This window comes from Catalinimonas alkaloidigena (genome assembly GCF_029504655.1).
In the GTDB taxonomy this organism is placed as follows: domain Bacteria; phylum Bacteroidota; class Bacteroidia; order Cytophagales; family Cyclobacteriaceae; genus Catalinimonas; species Catalinimonas alkaloidigena.
In genome coordinates, this window is record NZ_JAQFIL010000001.1 from 259836 (window position 1) to 277540 (window position 17705).

At 36.1% G+C, this 17705-nt stretch carries 16 protein-coding genes and 1 pseudogene; 7 read left to right on the top strand and 10 right to left on the bottom strand.

All coding sequences use genetic code 11. From position 1 onward, the window contains the following. Positions 1-19 precede the first annotated feature (19 nt). Positions 20-394: a hypothetical protein gene (locus OKW21_RS01075; RefSeq protein WP_277476504.1), complete on the bottom strand. Its 375-nt coding sequence runs from the start codon at positions 392-394 to the stop codon at positions 20-22. A 569-nt stretch (positions 395-963) separates the two neighbouring features. On the opposite strand from OKW21_RS01075, the gene OKW21_RS01080 reads away from it, so the two are divergent. Continuing rightward, a complete protein-coding gene (locus OKW21_RS01080; RefSeq protein WP_277476506.1) occupies positions 964-2178 on the top strand; it encodes a site-specific integrase in 1215 nt (404 codons plus the stop codon). Positions 2179-2211: 33 nt separating this feature from the next. Here the strand turns inward: OKW21_RS01080 and OKW21_RS01085 are convergent, their stop codons facing one another. From OKW21_RS01085 to OKW21_RS01120, 8 genes and pseudogenes are all read right to left on the bottom strand, one after another. Beyond that, entirely contained in the window at positions 2212-2775 is a 564-nt protein-coding gene (locus OKW21_RS01085) for a hypothetical protein (RefSeq protein WP_277476507.1), read from the bottom strand. A 13-nt stretch (positions 2776-2788) separates the two neighbouring features. Continuing rightward, positions 2789-3145 (bottom strand): MerR family transcriptional regulator, encoded by a 357-nt coding sequence (locus tag OKW21_RS01090; protein ID WP_277476508.1) that lies wholly within the window; start codon positions 3143-3145, stop codon positions 2789-2791. A gap of 81 nt (positions 3146-3226) precedes the next feature. After that, positions 3227-3937: a hypothetical protein gene (locus tag OKW21_RS01095; protein ID WP_277476509.1), complete on the bottom strand. Its 711-nt coding sequence runs from the start codon at positions 3935-3937 to the stop codon at positions 3227-3229. Positions 3938-4229: 292 nt separating this feature from the next. Continuing rightward, positions 4230-5237 carry a hypothetical protein gene (locus OKW21_RS01100; RefSeq protein ID WP_277476510.1) on the bottom strand — a complete coding sequence of 336 codons (1008 nt, stop codon included), beginning with the start codon at positions 5235-5237 and terminating at the stop codon, positions 4230-4232. Positions 5238-5536: 299 nt separating this feature from the next. Continuing rightward, positions 5537-7027 carry an IPT/TIG domain-containing protein gene (locus OKW21_RS01105; RefSeq protein WP_277476511.1) on the bottom strand — a complete coding sequence of 497 codons (1491 nt, stop codon included), beginning with the start codon at positions 7025-7027 and terminating at the stop codon, positions 5537-5539. A gap of 25 nt (positions 7028-7052) precedes the next feature. Then, entirely contained in the window at positions 7053-7817 is a 765-nt protein-coding gene (locus OKW21_RS01110; RefSeq protein WP_277476512.1) for a DUF5683 domain-containing protein, read from the bottom strand. 136 nt (positions 7818-7953) lie between these two features. Next, positions 7954-8781, bottom strand: a pseudogene (locus OKW21_RS01115) (IS982 family transposase). Between the two features lie 87 nt (positions 8782-8868). After that, entirely contained in the window at positions 8869-9276 is a 408-nt protein-coding gene (locus tag OKW21_RS01120) for a YfaP family protein (protein ID WP_277476514.1), read from the bottom strand. Positions 9277-9445: 169 nt separating this feature from the next. Between OKW21_RS01120 and OKW21_RS01125 the strand changes: the two genes are divergently transcribed. From OKW21_RS01125 to OKW21_RS01135, 3 genes are read left to right on the top strand one after another with little or no spacing between them, the layout of a single operon-like run. Next, positions 9446-10006: a sigma-70 family RNA polymerase sigma factor gene (locus OKW21_RS01125; protein WP_277476515.1), complete on the top strand. Its 561-nt coding sequence runs from the start codon at positions 9446-9448 to the stop codon at positions 10004-10006. A gap of 8 nt (positions 10007-10014) precedes the next feature. After that, positions 10015-10761: a tetratricopeptide repeat protein gene (locus tag OKW21_RS01130; protein WP_277476516.1), complete on the top strand. Its 747-nt coding sequence runs from the start codon at positions 10015-10017 to the stop codon at positions 10759-10761. Between the two features lie 12 nt (positions 10762-10773). Then, positions 10774-11271 carry a hypothetical protein gene (locus OKW21_RS01135; RefSeq protein WP_277476518.1) on the top strand — a complete coding sequence of 166 codons (498 nt, stop codon included), beginning with the start codon at positions 10774-10776 and terminating at the stop codon, positions 11269-11271. 15 nt (positions 11272-11286) lie between these two features. On the opposite strand, the gene OKW21_RS01140 is transcribed toward OKW21_RS01135, so the two are convergent. Beyond that, on the bottom strand, positions 11287-14241 hold the full coding sequence (locus OKW21_RS01140) for a CHAT domain-containing protein (RefSeq protein WP_277476519.1): 2955 nt from the start codon (positions 14239-14241) through the stop codon (positions 11287-11289). 151 nt (positions 14242-14392) lie between these two features. Here OKW21_RS01140 and OKW21_RS01145 point away from each other — a divergent pair, with 151 nt between their 5' ends. The 3 genes from OKW21_RS01145 to OKW21_RS01155 all read left to right on the top strand — a co-directional run bounded on the left by OKW21_RS01145 (position 14393) and on the right by OKW21_RS01155 (position 17700). Further along, positions 14393-14956 carry a hypothetical protein gene (locus OKW21_RS01145; RefSeq protein WP_277476520.1) on the top strand — a complete coding sequence of 188 codons (564 nt, stop codon included), beginning with the start codon at positions 14393-14395 and terminating at the stop codon, positions 14954-14956. Positions 14957-15087: 131 nt separating this feature from the next. Further along, positions 15088-15555: a hypothetical protein gene (locus tag OKW21_RS01150; RefSeq protein ID WP_277476522.1), complete on the top strand. Its 468-nt coding sequence runs from the start codon at positions 15088-15090 to the stop codon at positions 15553-15555. 87 nt (positions 15556-15642) lie between these two features. After that, complete coding sequence (locus tag OKW21_RS01155) at positions 15643-17700, top strand: patatin-like phospholipase domain-containing protein (RefSeq protein WP_277476523.1); 2058 nt, start codon at positions 15643-15645, stop codon at positions 17698-17700. Positions 17701-17705: the final 5 nt, after the last annotated feature.

Consider the following 17705-nt stretch of genomic DNA (forward strand, 5'->3'; position numbering starts at 1 on the left):
TTTTCTTGATTTGGAGAGCTTATTTTACGGTCTTCTGTACCACTGCTCCATTCACTTCCCTTCGCAAATATATATATATATGAGGTGTTTGAGGGGAACTTACGAATAAGTAATTCTCTGTAAGCTCTATACTTTGACCAAACCAGCCTTCATCAGTAGGGTCAGAAGGAAAAAAAGTAGCAATCTGCCTCCAGTTTTCTCCCTTACGTTGATAGAGCAATACCATTCCACCATTATAGCTAAGAGAGTCATGCAGATAGTCCCCAACTGCGAGATAGTCCCCATGAATAGAAACTGCGCCAGCAAATCTATTATTTAGAGAAATATGCTTATCAGGAATTATTTTGTCATGAACTGTTAGACATTGAGAGAAGGATGGAAAATTAAAAAACAAACAATTATTAGTAGGCAGGTCTTAACACGCATAAATTTACATTTATCAATAAATAAAATTAATAATATAAAATATCTAAAAAGTGATATTACATATATTTTTTACTGATAAATTTTAAAGCTTATTGCTTATCGTCTTCATGGAAGGATATTCAAGTAATTATTTGTTGGTAGGAAAGAGAATGACAAAGTGTCGGCAGCCTTACAAATATTATATGGATGGTATCGATTTAAGCTAATGAAATGTGTGAAATGTGAAGATCGGCTGAGAAATAAATGTTCAGCTACAATCTGAGACTGAAAGAAAAAGCCACTCACAATTTTGATCGTAAGTGGCTGATTTAAAGTGATCCCGCCAGGACTCGAACCTGGAACCTACTGCTTAGAAGGCAGTTTTTATTAATTTTACTATTCTAATACATATTTTCATGTATTATGTAAATAACTGATAATCAATGAATTTAATTTGCATAATTCGAATACTATTTTCCCTTGTTTTCCTGTATTAAGCTGAAATGTTGGTGAAAATGTTGGTGAAATTTTTATTACCTTTGTTTTAAAGAAAAATATATGGCGAAGGTAAAAGAAGTCACCGTAAAAATAGTAGCTCCAAAGTACCGGAAGAAGAGCGATGGAAAACTGCCCATTTATCTTAGGGTTGTTTATGACCGGGATAAAAAAGAATATTCCATCAAGTTGTCAACCACCGAGACTAATTTTGATAATGCTACTGGACGTTACAAAAAAGATAAAGAAGGTAACATCAAACTAAATGCTATCCAGACTAAGGCAGAGGCTATCATCAGTGAATTACAGAGTGAAGGTAAATTCTCTTTTTACCAATTTGAGGAAAAGCTATTTGGCAGAGAAACTAAGCACACCGTATATACCTATTTGCAAAGTATTGCTGATGCTTTTGAAGAAGAAGGAAGGTTAGGTACTGCCAGACCCTACAAAAACGTATTATCTGAACTTAAGAAATACACCAGAAACAGGAGTCTTAAGTTTGAAGATATAACAGTAGCCTTTCTGCAAAAATTTGAAAGATCATTAAAACTCAAAGGAGTAAAGCAAACCAGCATAAGTATCTACTTAAGATCGCTAAGAGCAGCTTACAATAGAGCCATCAGGGAAAAAATAGTAAAGCAGGATTTTTACCCTTTTAAAGAATTCAAAATCAGGAATGGTTCTTCACAAAAAATTGCGCTCTCAAAAAATGATATGTTACGAATCATCGACTATCCTGCTGAGCTAAATTCTGAACAGAAAGATTGTATTAATTTTTTCGCACTCTCTTATTATCTCAGAGGTATGAACTTTACAGATATGTGTAAGCTAAGGTGGGATACAAATTTCTTTGATGGAAGGTTAGTTTATGAACGACAGAAAACAGAAAGAAGCAATCAAAATCCTTCCAAGATTAGTATTGAAGTAAAAGATCATATTGCTAAAATCATTCAGGAGTATGCTGATAATGACCCTTACATTTTGCCTGTTTTAGCCCCAGGAATAACGCACAAAACAGAAAGGTATCGTATTCATGGGTGGTTAAAGAAAATTAATTGTCATATTCGTACTATCGCTGAGGAACTGCAAATCCCTGAGCATGAAAAGTTAACCTTCTATACCGCACGACATACCTATGCAACCGTACTAAAATTTAATGGAGTATCAGTTGAGCAAATTTCTGAAAGTCTTGGTCATTCAAGTATTAATACCACCAAGAATTATCTACGCTCATTCGGAGACGAGGTATTAGATAAAAACGATGATTATTTGACTTAGATACTGACAATAATATTTGCATTGATAAGCCAATTACATAAACTCCCATTTCTCAGGCTGCTTGCTTACTTGTTTCATCCAACGGTTATTTGAATCACAGGCAAGCAAGCGACCGTTTTTTGGATTTTCAAACAGGGCAACTATGACTGCTCCAGTATCGGTAAGACCTAGAAAATTTAAAGGAGAGGTAAAGATGGGAGTGTTAGCGATGATTTTTCCATCAATTGCGGTAATGATTTTATCCAGCTTATTCATGAGGGGAAGGTCATGGGCTAGATATTTTAAACCACTAACTGCTGCACTTCCTAAAGCAGATTCACCTACAGCCTTCAGATCAATAGTTTGCTGAGTAGGGCTTGCTAGAGAAGGAGTACTTTTGGGTAAAGTCTTCGACTTTTTCTTGGCATTGCATTTCTGGACTTTGCAGGAGGCACTGCAATACATATGGTTTTTACGCCTGGGCCAAAACTCTCCACCGCAGTATTTGCAATTTCTGGTAAATACGATTCTGCTACCATTGGTCTTATAGTGACGGTTGTCTTCCCCTTCCTGGATTTTTCTCAAGATTCCAGGAGTGATTTTTTCGCTGTAGTACATAAGTTTGAGCTTATTATTTTCTTCTCTTATTTCTTGAAAGAAGTTCTTCAGCTTCCTCTTCCAATTCAGTTTTTGACTTTTTTCTTCCTCTGAGAATAAATGCTTCTAAATCTGATTTTTTGCACAGTATCCTTTTAGGGGTGCCATACCGAGGAATCTCCTTATTAAAAATCCTCTTATAAAAAGTACTCATGGTATCACCTATAAAAGCAGCGGATTCGCTTGCGTTTAGATATTCCTTATCATCATCTTTCTTTTTAAGTGCGTGATTGGGCAAGGATTCTCTTATCGCCTTTTTGACAGATTGTTCAATGATAGGTGCAACTGCTTGTTGTAAATACCTTTGGATTAACATTTCAAAATCATTCATAATGATTATTATTTTTCCCAAAGGTGCAGCCGGGAGGTCGAAGAACAAGGGAGTTGAGGACTCCAATTCATGTGTAGTGACCTATTTTACACTCTTAATTAGATCGTCACCGATTTTCTTTAGCTTGTTTCCTACAATTAATTTATCAGTATCTTCAATATTATTCATATTATACCCTTCTTTGACCAAATCTTTACCATAGCCGGTAGTGACCTTGGTGATTCTGTAAATATCTTCTTTATCTAGATATCCATCTCCTAAAAAAATGCGGTTCTCCTGCAATTTCCGCTTTAGTAATCCTGATTGTTTAGCCGTTAAATCAGTAAGTCTATCATTATTTCTTCTTTGGATGGTCCTGAAGTTATATTGAGTTTTTTTCACAGTTGATCTTGGGGTTTTCTTTTCACCTATATTGAACTTTAACTTATTAAAAAATTCATGCATTTCAGCAAAATGAAATAAGTGAGCTAAGCGGTTGATTAATTCTTTCTTTAATGCTTGATTATGATATTTATTGAGAAGGGCTTCCTCTGAGTAATACTCCAATTGATATTGGAAATTGGTAGGAGTTAGTTTTATAACAGTAGGAGGTAATTGTGAGGATTTGAGATAAGAAGAAAAGTACTCAGCTTTCATCTCCTTCACGAGGCTTCTTCGTTCGTCTTCATTTAAATATTTAGACCTTGGCTTGAATTCCTCCTTAATTTTTTTCTTGGCCTTACTGACTCTATCATTTAGCGCAGCACGAACTTCCTTATATAGAGTTTGTTCTATTTTTTCTATCTCAGACATACCTTAAAGCATTAATATTAATTCATACTAATGCTTTAAGGGTACATTACAAAACATCAAGCTTAATAATTTTAAGAGATAAATACTGTTGCATTACCAATCCTTTGGTATTTTCACTACAAACATAGGGAAGTTCCTTTCCTCATCAGCAACAAAAAGAATTTTTTGCTTATCAGCCCATGTCATATCTAAATTGGTTTCTTAGATAATAAATTCATCAAAGTTCTATTTAGACCACTAAAATAGTTTATTAGAACTAAAGTTTACAATGATATTTACCTTTGATTATAGATTACTCTACAGAGTCATCTGTAGGAGAATATGGGTTTCTATTGAACCTGAATGCGACTGAAAAAAATGGATTTATTACATTCTGTGTGGTCGTAAGGTCACTGTCAGAAATTGGAGATGGAATTGTTGAATTATTATCCATGTAATCCTGAAATTTTGCTTTCAATTTTTCTTGCTGGTGCCCGGCAATACCAAATATGAAAGATAAATTCTGATTATAGGTAAGGTTAAATCCTAAAAAAAATGAAATTTCTTGAAAGTTACTCCCTATTCCTCCCGTTGGACCAAAACTAAAGTTTTTATTTTCTCTTTTGCTTGGTAGCCAGGTAAAGAATAATGATGGGATAAATAGTAAGTCGTTATTAGCGCTTTCTTTTATTTGGGTATTATTGGTTCCGATGTAATAATCGTACCTGGGGTAAAAAATATCCGAAATGGCACTTACTCCAAAACTCGTTCTCCAGTTTCCCTTGGGGCCGGTAGTAAATTTCCAGACCCAGGTTTCAGTAGTATTATTGTCAATAACAGTAACTTCAATGTATTGCCCGTTATCTACAGTATACACAAAATCACTTTCATTGACAGTTGTCGTAATAAGTTTATTTATTTTATCGCGGTCACAATTATTTTTAAGCTTCTCTAAATCTTTAACAATGTCTTCTACATTTTGGGGGTCCTGAGCTGTATTCAATTTTATTTCTAAACGTGCTAATTCATCACAAGGTGCAGTTTCTCCTGCCATACTAGGAATACTTTTTGCCTCTATGCTAATAGGGAGTACAGGTAAATTTTTCAGATTTATTGAAATAGCATAATTATTTCGGTAACTACCGTTGTTACGAGGAACCATATTGATTATTGAAACTTTATATTGACCCTCTGCTATGGACACAGTTTTATAATTTGACTCTGCAAGGTCAACTTTTTTAAGCTCTTGTGAGAAAGCTTTATCAGGGTAAAGACAACCTGCGAAAGTGAATAAAATTGAAGTCAGTATAATATTTTTCATGGAAAATATAATTTATGCGTTAGAAATATCATTTAACAATGAATGTGGAGCATCTACATTTGGTGATTATGTACCTATTTAAGAATCTTTTTTGGCTACTCATTACATCTATTTGTAATTGGTATGAGGTTCTTTAGAAGATAAAAAAAAACAGTCTGAAAGTGAAAGTGACAAACTCATGCATTATATAGCAGTATAGTTAATTTTTTAAAATAGTGCAGATTATTAAGTGATTTCAATACCCATAAATGAGTAAAAAACAGGTGCTGTTAGTAAAACAGCTACCTGTTTTCTATATACTATTTTTTTGGGCTCAGCAAGCGGGCATTGATATTTGATGTTTCAAACCTTCCCTCTGGAAGTGTTTCTCCTAATGTGAATTCCACTATACCAATGGATTGACCTGATGTAATAGTACCGCTGTATTGCCTTGTTTGACCAAGCGCTTGTACTAATACTGTGTAGTTGGTAGGGGATTCACCGCTGAAATGGACTACTTCTACCTGATAAAGCCCTTGCGGAGATTGCTGAGTGGGCCAGAAAATGTTCTCCGGGCCAAATCCATCCCTATCATCCACATCCAGCATGCCTCCGGTGCTACTGCTGGGATAGTTATAATAAATTCTTTCTCCATTAGGCTCTATCACATGTAAATCAATATCCGCTGTATTGTCCCAACTGAGGGTGATTTGAACGTCGCCTCCTCCATATTGCATGGTTTGCCGGGCCAGTTCAATATTATCTGCTTGTTCGTCCTGCAAGAGACGGGATACTAATTCAAGGTCTATACCTTCTGCTACCAGAATATTGGCACAGTCAATTACGGTTTCGCCAAAAGGAGGGCTTAGGGTATTGGTACAGCCTAGTTCGTCGGTAAATATGCCAAATGCAGGCGCACTAGTCTCAATACTGTTATCCGGAGCATTATACAAGGCTCCGTTAGCGGTCAGTACCAATGGCGACCGGCAATGAGCTATACCATTGACAGCAGCTGAGGGGATGCCCGCCGCAAGCATAGGTTCACCAAGCACACATCCGGCAATCTGTTGAACCGAGGCCGCTGCTGTGAGTAAAGATATAGATCTTGCTGATGCTCTTCTGGCATTTTGTCCGTTTTCAAAGGAAGCCTCCAACTCGCGGTGTATCATCAATTCACCTTCAGGATTGATGACCGCTACATCAAAAGTAGTCTCCGTATAATTGTCAAATAACATCACATAGCCGTTGGTAGTCATGATATCGGGTAGCATGTTCTCATCCGTAGAAATATAAGTCTGGATATTGTCATTGATATAAATTGATCCTGTAACTGTATTGCTCTCAGGATCAATCTCAGGCATCAACATCTCCCCTTCTTCATTTACGGCTACAATAGGGTAATCTTCACTACTACTAAGGGCCATTGCCAAACCATCTACTGTAAGCTCACGATGATCCAGTACACTGAGCTGAATTGGACTGGAAAAGTCCTCCCCACTATAAGAAATAGTAACAGCATGATCTCCATGTTCAAGTTCAATGGGCACTTTTACTGATAAAGTGTTACTGTTTGTTGAAAGTACTTCGGCGGGTTCACCTCCAATTGAGACTGAATAATTAGAAAGTGTGTCAAAAGAAACATCAGCTTGAATATCTAACATCGTTTTTACGTAAGTAGCTTCAGGGGAAATAGAAGTTATAGCAATTGAAGCGTCTTCTACAGGCGGTACGGGCGGATCAACTATTTCTTCACAGGATGAGAATATTGTTGTGGCTACGAATAGCAAGCTGCTAATAATTATGTTTTTCATGGTTTAAGGTATTTAAGATTGAAAATTAGCGAAGTGAATAAGTTAGTTTGGCACCCCAGGTAGGCTGTAGCTGATTACCGTGTAGTACAAACTGTGTTTGAGGCTCTACTTTCAAATGAGAGATCAGGCCGTAGCGCTCATTGATTTTGTTTGCCGATACCGCAGCGTCAATAACCGAGTACAGATTGGTGGCTACTGCCAGTCCCATCCAGACAAAAGTGCCGGTGGTATTGGGTTCTTCGTAGTAGCCGCTGTACAAAGCATCATAGTCGTAAGTATTGTATGCACTATTCGCAGCCAGTACCCAACTGACAACATTGGCCCCAAACATGGCAATTCCCTTACCGTACTGCTTATTGTATACCTGCCCGGCGCCAGGAATGATCAGTGAAAGCACTCCTGCCAGCAAAGGTTCACGAGGATTGCTGTTCTCATACTTAGCTGCCTGGGTGTTTATCGTGGGATGATAGTTCGGTTGGTTCTGAGAGTAGCTCGTAGCCTGCGTAGCGGAATTAGCCTGTGCCGGAGGGGTAGTGGGCGGAGCAGAAGTAACGGCTTTTATCTCTTCCCGGAAACCATTGCTGTACGTAATGGCGCTCACCTGATTTTTGGCAATCGTATATACCGGTCCTTCCAGATTATTAGCATGTTTGTACTCAATGTGCTCTTCAGTTATTTTAATTACATTGCCTTCAATGAACGAAAGGTCAGTTTTCTCAATTCGGTCCAGAGGTGTTTGGGCAAAGAGAGGGCTGGCCGCTAAAAGCAGCAAAATGAATAAAGCTTTCATAGTAAAGAGATATTAGTTTGTGGTAAAAAAGATTCTAATGAATATAGGTGTATATAGTTGACCCTCCTGATGACAATGAGCCAGTTTCTGTACTTACAATGTTTCCATTTTTTAGGACCCTTAGCGTATAATTAATTTAAGTTGTGGATAATGTTTTGTTAAAAGTAAAAGCAAATAGGAAGAGAACGACCTTGAGCAAGAACCCCTGTGGGGTAACTGCATGGATTTTTCCGGGAAAGCGAGCAGTAACTTGGCTGAATCAGGTTTCAATACGCTTTCTGTAATGCTTTTTTAAAAAACGCATAGCTGCGTTATCCTGCCTTTTTGAGTTAGATTTTCGCTCTACCAATAGGCGCACCTGATCGCATTCTTCATAAAGGTCTTCCAACTCATAATGCGTATAAGCACTGTCAGCATAAAGTTCACTACCTTGAGGTAAGGATAGGGACATAGCTTGTAAAGCTGTATTGTCGTGAATAGAACCAGCCGTGATCAAATAATCCACTGGTATACCATCGGCGGTGGTAACTACCTGTACCTTAAAACCATAGAAATACTGTCGTTTGGAGGCATTGTATCCCCGATAAGATTCATGTTTTAGTAGCTTGCACCTCCCAATACGAATGTTTTTACAAACAGCTACTGGGAACGAATCTATTAAGTAGCGACTTGCAGTGTTGAGTTGCTTGAGACTCTCCCCCAATGCTAAAAAGATCCTGATTAAAGTATTTGATAGGCGATGCAGATGGCGATTAAAGTTAGACTTGTCTATTTTGGCCATCCCATGATGTTGCTGCATGTATTGACAAGTAGTGTGCTGGTTGCCATAAAAGTACTGGGCTGAGAGCAGGGCAGTAGTTAATATCTCCGCATCACTTACTTTGCGACGAATGTCTATGTGGGGTTGGCTGATTTTTAAATAATCGTCCATAAAACAATATATTGCAATAGTATAGTCTGTCATGTAATTGTTAGGTAAAGTGTGGTAACTTCACTTTAACAATCTTTTGGCAGACTATGCTTCATTTAACCTTTTAATTCGCAACTTGAGTTAATTAGAGAAAGTAGTATTTGTGCCACATGAGCCATAATAATCTACCCAATAACGATAAGTTCCACTTGGTGCATTTCCATCCATAGGCCAGAATATATTTTCATTGGGTCCATTGGGGCAGTCTCCACATAAACAATCTACGTCTAATTGTCCACCTGAATTAGTAAAAACATTTCCATAGTAGATGATCTCACCATTGGGGTCTTCAACATACAGATCCAAATCAACACTTTCCGGATTGGTGAACTGAAGATTAAATTGCGGATTACCTATTTGACCGACTATTTCGTCTTCTGGTTCACACAAGCTTGGGTCTTCTTCACAGGGATCATCTGGTTTACAAGAAGCAATGACTAGCAACAATACCATGCATAATGGGTAGGTGAGATAATGAAGTGTTTTCATGGTTGAAAAGGTTTAGGAGTACTAAATATTTGCCCTTAATGGAAAGCACCGTAAAAGGTCACCCAGTCTCTGAAAAAAAAATTATTTAAAGTAAAATTCTTTTGTTCCAAAACAGAAATCTCTATTTTGGAAGGGTGACCTAGACCATAGGATTACATTAACAGCATCTATGGCAACTACCTCAACGGACAACAGAATTATTCAGCATATTCAAAAAGGTAATGAAGGTGAACTTGTAAAAGTTTACCAGAATTACCGGATGGAGTTTATCCATTGGGCTCAGAAGACTTTTCATTGTTCTGAGGAAGTAGCGAAAGATGCTTATCAGGTAGGCTTTTTGATTTTTTATGATAATGTGCTTTCAGGAAAGGTAAGCCATGTAACCAGCTCTATCAAAACATATTTATTCGCTATTGGTAAGAATAAGCTTTTTGAACAACATCGGCACGAAATGCGGTATTGTCATGAAGTCAAAGACGAGCTTTTAGGTTATGATAAAACCGATAATGATATATTGGAAAGTGAAGAAAATTTCAGACAACTTGAGACAGGTTTAGAAAAACTTGGCTCACCTTGTAAAGATATTTTAGAAATGATGTATTATGAAAAACGATCAGTAGATTATATCACAGAAAAATTAGGCTATAAGAACTCAGAAACTACTAAAAACCAGAAGTATAAATGTATGCAGAGGTTAAAGAAATTAGTAGTTAAAACCAAGCTATCATAAATGACTCAATGAATAACCCAATTGACGATAGTACCATACAACGCTACCTTGATGATGATATGTCGGGGGTAGAAAAAGCTGAGTTTGAAGCAGCCTTGTCATCGAATATTGAGTTGCAGAGAGTTGTTGCTGAATATCGTAATCTGTCTGAAGGAATATTATTTCAGAAACGCAGAGCGATGTGGAGTAAGATTCAGGATATGGAAGCTGAGGCTGAGCGAACATCACTTCAAAATAATAGAACCAATTTGACAAACTGGCTACCCTGGTCTATTGCCGCTGCTATAGCGCTTTTGATTGTGGGGGGAATATTGCTGTGGAACGAACAGCAACCTACCTCTCAGGAGTTGTTTGCTGATAATTTTAGTCCTTATCCTGCTTTAGCTTATGCTCCAGATAGGAGTGATACTTTAACTGAGAGCCTTAAAGAGCAGGCTTATAGGGCTTATAGCAATGAAAATTATAGCCAGGCTGTTAGTTTTTTTGAGCAAATGATTGCTGAAGAAAATGATACCCTGACCTGGTTCTATTTGGGCAATGCCTATCTTGAAAATGATGAACCACCTAAAGCGATTAATGCATTAAATAAATTTTTGGAATATGATACTGAGCTTAAGACGCAAGCCCAATGGTATCTGGGGCTTGCCTACCTCTCTGCAGGTGATACGGAAAAGGCAAAAGGAGTATTGGACCAATTGAGTAAGTCAAACACCTCCTACGCTGAAAATGCTAAAGAGATTATCCTACACTTATAAACCATATTAATAATGGAAGAAAGTCATAAAAATACCCAGACGAATAAACAAAATAAGAGGCCAGATTACGCAAGAGTAACTGATACGAGGAACAAAGAAACATTTCCAGAGCCCAATAAAATTTATGGGATAGAAAATGATCTTGGAGAGATTATGTTCGCAAAATATGAAGAAGGACTAACAGTTGAACATTTAGATTTTATTAAATTATCTGATCAAGAATTAAAGAGCTGTGATTGTGATGGTAGTCAAATCAATTACTATTTGGTCAAGAAAGTAGTTACTGATGAAAATGATTCAAATTATGCTGAAGGACTATTTGTTAACCTTGCAAGTCTTCCAAAAGGTACGGTAAGAATAGTTGGTAATAAAATTAAAATTATTCCATGTAGTGGCAGTAAACCACCTTTCTTTTCTCATGATCCTAATGCGCCTTATCTAGATGGCGACGTGGTATATTATAGTCCTATATCAAAAAAAGCTGTTAAAATAATAAGTAAAGTACCCTAATTATTTAGGTATAGCTTATCTTAATTTTTGAAAAAGAAAAATCATAGAAGAAAATAAAAATGTACTAATTAGTATGAATATTAAAACTCTATATGGATTGCTATTTTTATGTAAATCAATTGGAGATTTTTGGCCTGATAGATACATGCCAGCCCAGTATCTGGGGTGAGATAGGAGTTCATCGCTTTCTTGTAAATACGCTAGCTTCGCATTTCTCAAGACTGTGCTAATATCTTTCTGTTCTGTGATTTCTTCATAAAAGTACTTCATAATCTTTGAAGTTTGCATGTCATCAATTCTCCATAATGAGGCGACTACGGATCTACAACCTGCGTACTGAAAAGCTCTGGTAAGGTTGTAGACTCCTTCGCCATCAAAAAATTTACCCAGACCAGTTTCGCAGGCACTCAGAACCGCAAGCTCAGCATTTAGGTTCATTGTCATTAATTCATAATAATATAAGAAGGGAGAGGTATTATTATTTAGTGAGTTAAAATTCAGCCTACCCATTAATGGGTTATTATGATCTGATTCTCCATGTACAGCAAGATGAATGATTTGAAAGTCCGCTCCATATTTAATGAAATTTTGCTTGGTAGCGTTTTTCCCGGAAAAAATCTCTGTCTCAATATTATTTTTGATTTCTTCTGCTTCATTGAATGTTCCCATTATCTGAGTCCCTTTCGCATCTTCTTGCTGATGATCACTACTGTAGCTGAATACCAGAGCCTTGGGTTGCAGATTTAAATAGTCCTCTCTTTCAATTACCCCATTAGCTAATAAATTAGCTGAAAATGCGTAACTAATGATTTTCCTATTCAACAAGTAGGCAAGAGATTTATAATTTACGTCATTGTCTGTAGGCTTATCTCGAACTAGCACCTCAAAAGGAAGATATGCCAGTTTTCTGTCAGCAATTATGATCAGCTCATTATTTTCCCGAAGAAAATCAATTTCTTCACTGATCAATTTATTATAAAGATTTACTGAATTTTCAACAAAAGAATTGAATTCTTTATTCAAGTTCGTTAAGTCAATAGGGTTAGATACTATATTCAGTAAAATATCTAACGATTCATTTAGAGATAGTAACTCATTAGTTTTTCTAATTTTAGACTTTTTAGTTGACGGGTTATAACTGTAAATGTAAATAGCGGAGTCACCATAAAAATATTCAACTAAAGCTGTATTGTTTTTAACTAAATATTGTTTTACTTCAGTTAAATCTAAAGTTGGCTGCGATGAAATATTCATCAGCTTAGGATACTTAATACTTAGTAATTCATTTACTGTATTAAGTTTTCTCTCGGCATTAAAGATTTTACCTTGTAAAAGGTTTATTTCATGCTCTTCAGCTTTCTTTTGTACTTCATTGTTCAATCTAGCTTTAAGAAAGTGTAGTTCTTCATCTAATTTTTTTGACTTAGTGAATAATGTGTCCGCCTGTAAAATATTGGATGTTGAATAATGGAGATATTTGTCTAGTTCATTAGCAAGTATTTGCCCTTTATTTCTTTCCATAAAAACAAAGAATAAATCTGAAAGCGTATCATGCTTATTATGTTTATTGATTTCATAAATACAATTAAGCGCTCTTTCATAATGACTTCTATACCCTTTAGCCTGAGTAAGCTTATCAAACTCCCTATCGACTTCTTCCCTATTTAATACTAATAGCTGATCAATTTCTTTGTAGATGTTAAGTGCTTTGTATAAGTATTCTGTATCATTTTCTAGATGATATAACTTTTCATAACTATAAGCTTTTAAGCTCAAAGCATCTGTATGATCTTTGATTTTCGCAGGTAGATTTTCCCGATAAACCAGTTCTAAAGCCAGGTCTGAATATTTTTTGATCTCATTTATTTGATTGAAGTTGCGATAAAGCTTTGCTTTATCGATATAAATTTTCATTTCATGAAATTCTTGCTTAGCTGCATAACTCAAACTTAAGTCATAGTATGTTAAAGTAGAATCTATATCTGAAGTTATAAATGTGGTACCTAATTGTTGGTATGCCAAAGCTAAATTCAGGCTATCGTTTTCGCCCTTTGAATGAAGTAAGCTTAAACTTTTCCTAACGATTATTCTTGCACTATCGTATTGTTCTGTTTCCATATACGCCCCACCTAAATTGGTATAATATTTTTCTGTATTCTTGGCGTTTTTTGGAGCCAATTTTATGGCTTTATAATAATAGGTAATGGCTTGATCAAATTGGGCAGCATCAAAAAATGCATTTGCTATTGCATTATAGCAATTGGCAATTTTTTTATTATCATCAGGATTATTCTTAATAAGATAAAATAATGCCTGCCTGCCATAGGTAACTGCTTTTTCGTGCTCACCTTTTGAGCGGTATGTTGTGGCTAAATTATAGAAATTATTGGCTAATACTTCATACTTATGATATTCATGGATTTTCTCACGAATTGCTAATGCTTTCAGATAATGGCTTTCTGCATTAAAATAATCTTGTAATACCCATTTATACACATCTCCAATGGCTTCATGTACTTCTGCAACCTCATCCGATATTTCATCATATATCTTAAGTCTAAGTTCCAGGGCATTCATATGATAATAAAGGGCAGAGTCTGGTTGATAGGTCCTATCCAAAGTTTGTCCTTTTCTTAGATATAAATCAGAAAGTAGCTTATTATTACTGGTGTTCTTTTTATTGTACTCAGAAAAAGCAAGATCAAGATAGAAAAAAGCACTATCATAATTTGCCATATTTGTTTGCAAACTTCCTATAAGAATAAGGGTTGCAATATGATTTTGAGATTTTTCTGAATGGTTAAATTCTCTTAATGCTTTATGATAGATGGTTAGTGCTTGCTCATACTGCCTGCTTTCCTTTAAGGAATCAGCTTTTACCAGATAAGTATGGTTGTAGATATCCCCATAATCTGTTGAATCACTAGTAAGTGAAAAGGTGCAAAGTAGTAGAAATAGTGAGGCTATCATGGAAGTCAGGTTAATAGTAAACTCAGTAACAGTGACAAGTCTGTAGTTAGGTAATACTACTCTACAATGAAATTAAGAAATTTTTTTGATCATTCAAGGTTACTTTTCTAAGTGCTTCTCATAAAGGCTAAACTTAAAAATTATTATAGCCATGAGAACACACTACACTACCTTAGTCTTTTTATTTTGTCTTACTACTTTACTGTCCTTAAAAGGAAATGGACAATCTGTCAACCAAGAAAGTAGCAATAATAATATTGTTGACTTCCATACCAGGCTAGTTATAGCTTCTCCTAATCACACATTTTCCCAGGTAGAAACTATCAATTATGATTACTCAGATTACAAAGCGGCTAATATTGGGGGAAGCCTGAAAGTACAGTTTTTTGATGCTATTTATGGAGAGTATGCTCTCCTGTTCAATCTGTATAGTCAGAGAACCAGTCAGTTTTATGCTGGAATAGAAACACCTTCAAAAGGAATTCGTCTGGGCGTAAGGTATCTTTTCAGTAATGATCAGCTAATGCCTGTTCGGGAAGATGGAGAGGGGAGAGATCTGCAAATGTATATCACGCTTGGAGGTGCTAAGGGAGGTTTAGAAATCGCCTTAGGAAACATTAATAAGCTCTTATCCTCAAGTTCTACCATTGATCCTATTGCTTTAACTGATGTACAAGTAAGACTCAATATGGCACTTTGGAGTAGCAGGAAGTAAAAATTATTTACCAATAGATTTATGGAAAATTGTTTCACCCCTAGGATTTTAACTGATAGATCTCGTTTAGATGAGATCTATCAACTTAGAGTAAATGCGTATGAGCATTCTCCTAGCAGCAAATTTATTAATTGGTCAATATTTCCTATGGTTGGAAAGATAGTCTAGATAAAGAAGCAAATCATTGGGTTATTGAACATGAAGGGAAAATAATAGCAAGTTCGCGCCTTTGTATGATTAGTAATCTCAATATAATTGAAGAAAACTACCATCAATTTGGATTGCCTGTCACAGGAAATTACGCCTTCTTCTCAAGATTGGTTGTGGATAGTAAGTTTTGGAAAATAGGGTTAGCCCACAGAATGGATAAAGTAAGACTAGAATTTATAAGAGCGAATAATATTGAACTTACCTTGGCTTGGGCAAGGAAAGAAAGATTGCCATCACTACATAAACTGGGGTTCAAGAACCTTGGAAACATGAGCTTAACTTTTGGTACTAAAAAAGAAATTGTAAGTGCTGTTTTATTAGATTGTAGTTCTTTAGTTAAAGGGAAGGCTTTAAATTATGGAAATCGAAAAGAATTAAACTGTTTCTAAATAATGAATTGCTCCCAGTTGAAATGGACCAAAAAAGTAACCATCTCAAATCTGGACATGTGGTTCTTTCAAACTAAATAAAAGAGAATGGATACAAAACCCGGCATAAGAGAATTCTTTTTTGACCTCAAAGATATTTCAAAGCGTATCTGGTTTATTTACCTGATGATCATAGTAGGTGGACTTGCCTTTACACTACCTAGTCAGGCCCGAGACTTGTTTCAGTCTTTTATCGTTAAAAAGCTTGATATTTATATTCTTGGGTTTTCCGCTGCCTTACTGATTTGGTCCATTATTGTTTGGGTAGTTTGCAGGAGTACATTACTACTTTTACCTCCACCTGCTCATAATTTTGATCAAAGAAGTAAGTTTGATAAAAATATTCTAAGGGAGAGGCCTTATTTCAAATTAGCGAAAGTCTTACCTCCTTTATTAGGTACCATGCCCTACCTTATCGCTGCGCTAGGTTTTTATTCCGCACGTTTAGACGGACATGGTTTTACAGTATTCTGCTTTATATTAATTTACCTGATACTGGCAACCCTTACTTTTATTCTGATTTACCAAAAAGAAAAAAGTGACTTTCAATACAGGAGCCCTAAAGGAATACAACTATCCTATTATACTAATAGGCTTAGAAAGCTAAAATTCCTACCGGACCTATATCGTTTGCCTTACTTAATTGGTATAAGTTTGTCTATCTTATCATTGCTTCTCTTCTTACCATGGATTAGTATATTCACATCAGTATTCCTGGGCGCTCCTACCATTGTGGTTATGGGTTTAACGACAGTGACACTCATTCTAGGTACTTTGAACTATTTAGATTATCGTACCCGTTACCCCTTGATTGCTATGGCAATTATTTTCAGCATACTTTTTAGCATCATCAATAATAATCATGAGGTACGGACCGTTCCAAGCCCATTGGTTGACAAAAGACCAGACCTAACTGAGTATATTGAAAGTTGGATTAAGCAAAAATCCAAAGCCTCTAAAGACAGTGCTAGTATTCCTTTGATTATCGTAGCTGCCGAAGGTGGAGGCATACGTTCACTTAACTGGACAGCAGGCGTCTTAAAGCAGTTGAGTGATTCTATACCAGTATTCTATGAGCATGTATTTGCCCTCAGTACCGTATCCGGTGGGTCAGTAGGAAGTATCTTTTACCATACATTTCAATCAGATTTTTCCAGTGTGGAAAGAAAAAATCTGAGTGCTGAATTTGATACTTTAATTACAGCTGATTATTTGTCTAATGTCACGGCTGCCCTAATGTACCCTGAACTTCTTCAGGTTATTCTTCCTTTTCCTGTACCATTTTTTGATCGCGCAAGATATCTGGAAGATTCCTGGGCGCACAAATACGAACAGACAACTGGGAAAAATAGTATGAAAGATAATTTTCTTAGTTTTTGGAAGAATGATAGCACATATACTCCACGACTTTTTGTTAATTCTGCACTTACTGAAACTGGTCAAAAAGTTGTTCTAAGCAGCGTGAAACTGGATACAACATTTTTCCCTGATGTGATTGACTTTCATCTGGAGACAGGAAAAGATGTTGCTATGAAAGTAGCAGCTTCCATAAGCTCTCGCTTTCCCTACGTTACACCTGCTGGAACAATCAGAAATAGGTGTGAATATAAATCAGGAAATCTGGTAGATGGAGGTTATTATGAAAACACTGGTATGGGCACTGCAATTCAGCTTTTTAATGCTGTGACAAGTGTAGTTAGGGATAGCCTAAAAAGCGATACAGAGCTTAAGCCTGTCAAATTGATGCTCATATTTATCCAAAATAATGATTACTCTGAGAATGAGAAAAAAAATCCAGATTTTCTAATAGATCTTATCGCACCTCCCAAAGCACTATTGAATACCTGGGGGCGTCAGAGTGTTTCAGTTGACAAAACCACTGAAATACTGAGTAAAAAGTTAAGTTATCCCATTGCCTATACTAAGTTTGAGTTAGCTAATAAGTCAGAAAAGGGGGAGATTGTTTTACCCTTAGGTTGGTACATTTCTGATACAGCCAGAAATGTATCTAGAGAGCAAATATCAAACATTACTAACCCAAAGAAAGATTCTAGTAACTATTATTCTTTTCAGACAGTTAAAAGTTTTTTAAAAACAGCACCATAATCTTA

Excerpts from the sequence above, each read along its gene's own strand:
- OKW21_RS01080 (WP_277476506.1), top strand. The coding sequence starts at position 964 with ATGGCGAAGGTAAAAGAAGTCACCGTAAAAATAGTAGCTCCAAAGTAC.
- OKW21_RS01085 (WP_277476507.1), bottom strand. The coding sequence starts at position 2,775 with ATGTACTACAGCGAAAAAATCACTCCTGGAATCTTGAGAAAAATCCAG.
- OKW21_RS01090 (WP_277476508.1), bottom strand. The coding sequence starts at position 3,145 with ATGAATGATTTTGAAATGTTAATCCAAAGGTATTTACAACAAGCAGTT.
- OKW21_RS01095 (WP_277476509.1), bottom strand. The coding sequence starts at position 3,937 with ATGTCTGAGATAGAAAAAATAGAACAAACTCTATATAAGGAAGTTCGT.
- OKW21_RS01100 (WP_277476510.1), bottom strand. The coding sequence starts at position 5,237 with ATGAAAAATATTATACTGACTTCAATTTTATTCACTTTCGCAGGTTGT.
- OKW21_RS01105 (WP_277476511.1), bottom strand. The coding sequence starts at position 7,027 with ATGAAAAACATAATTATTAGCAGCTTGCTATTCGTAGCCACAACAATA.
- OKW21_RS01110 (WP_277476512.1), bottom strand. The coding sequence starts at position 7,817 with ATGAAAGCTTTATTCATTTTGCTGCTTTTAGCGGCCAGCCCTCTCTTT.
- OKW21_RS01120 (WP_277476514.1), bottom strand. The coding sequence starts at position 9,276 with ATGAAAACACTTCATTATCTCACCTACCCATTATGCATGGTATTGTTG.
- OKW21_RS01125 (WP_277476515.1), top strand. The coding sequence starts at position 9,446 with ATGGCAACTACCTCAACGGACAACAGAATTATTCAGCATATTCAAAAA.
- OKW21_RS01130 (WP_277476516.1), top strand. The coding sequence starts at position 10,015 with ATGAATAACCCAATTGACGATAGTACCATACAACGCTACCTTGATGAT.
- OKW21_RS01135 (WP_277476518.1), top strand. The coding sequence starts at position 10,774 with ATGGAAGAAAGTCATAAAAATACCCAGACGAATAAACAAAATAAGAGG.
- OKW21_RS01140 (WP_277476519.1), bottom strand. The coding sequence starts at position 14,241 with ATGATAGCCTCACTATTTCTACTACTTTGCACCTTTTCACTTACTAGT.
- OKW21_RS01145 (WP_277476520.1), top strand. The coding sequence starts at position 14,393 with ATGAGAACACACTACACTACCTTAGTCTTTTTATTTTGTCTTACTACT.
- OKW21_RS01155 (WP_277476523.1), top strand. The coding sequence starts at position 15,643 with ATGGATACAAAACCCGGCATAAGAGAATTCTTTTTTGACCTCAAAGAT.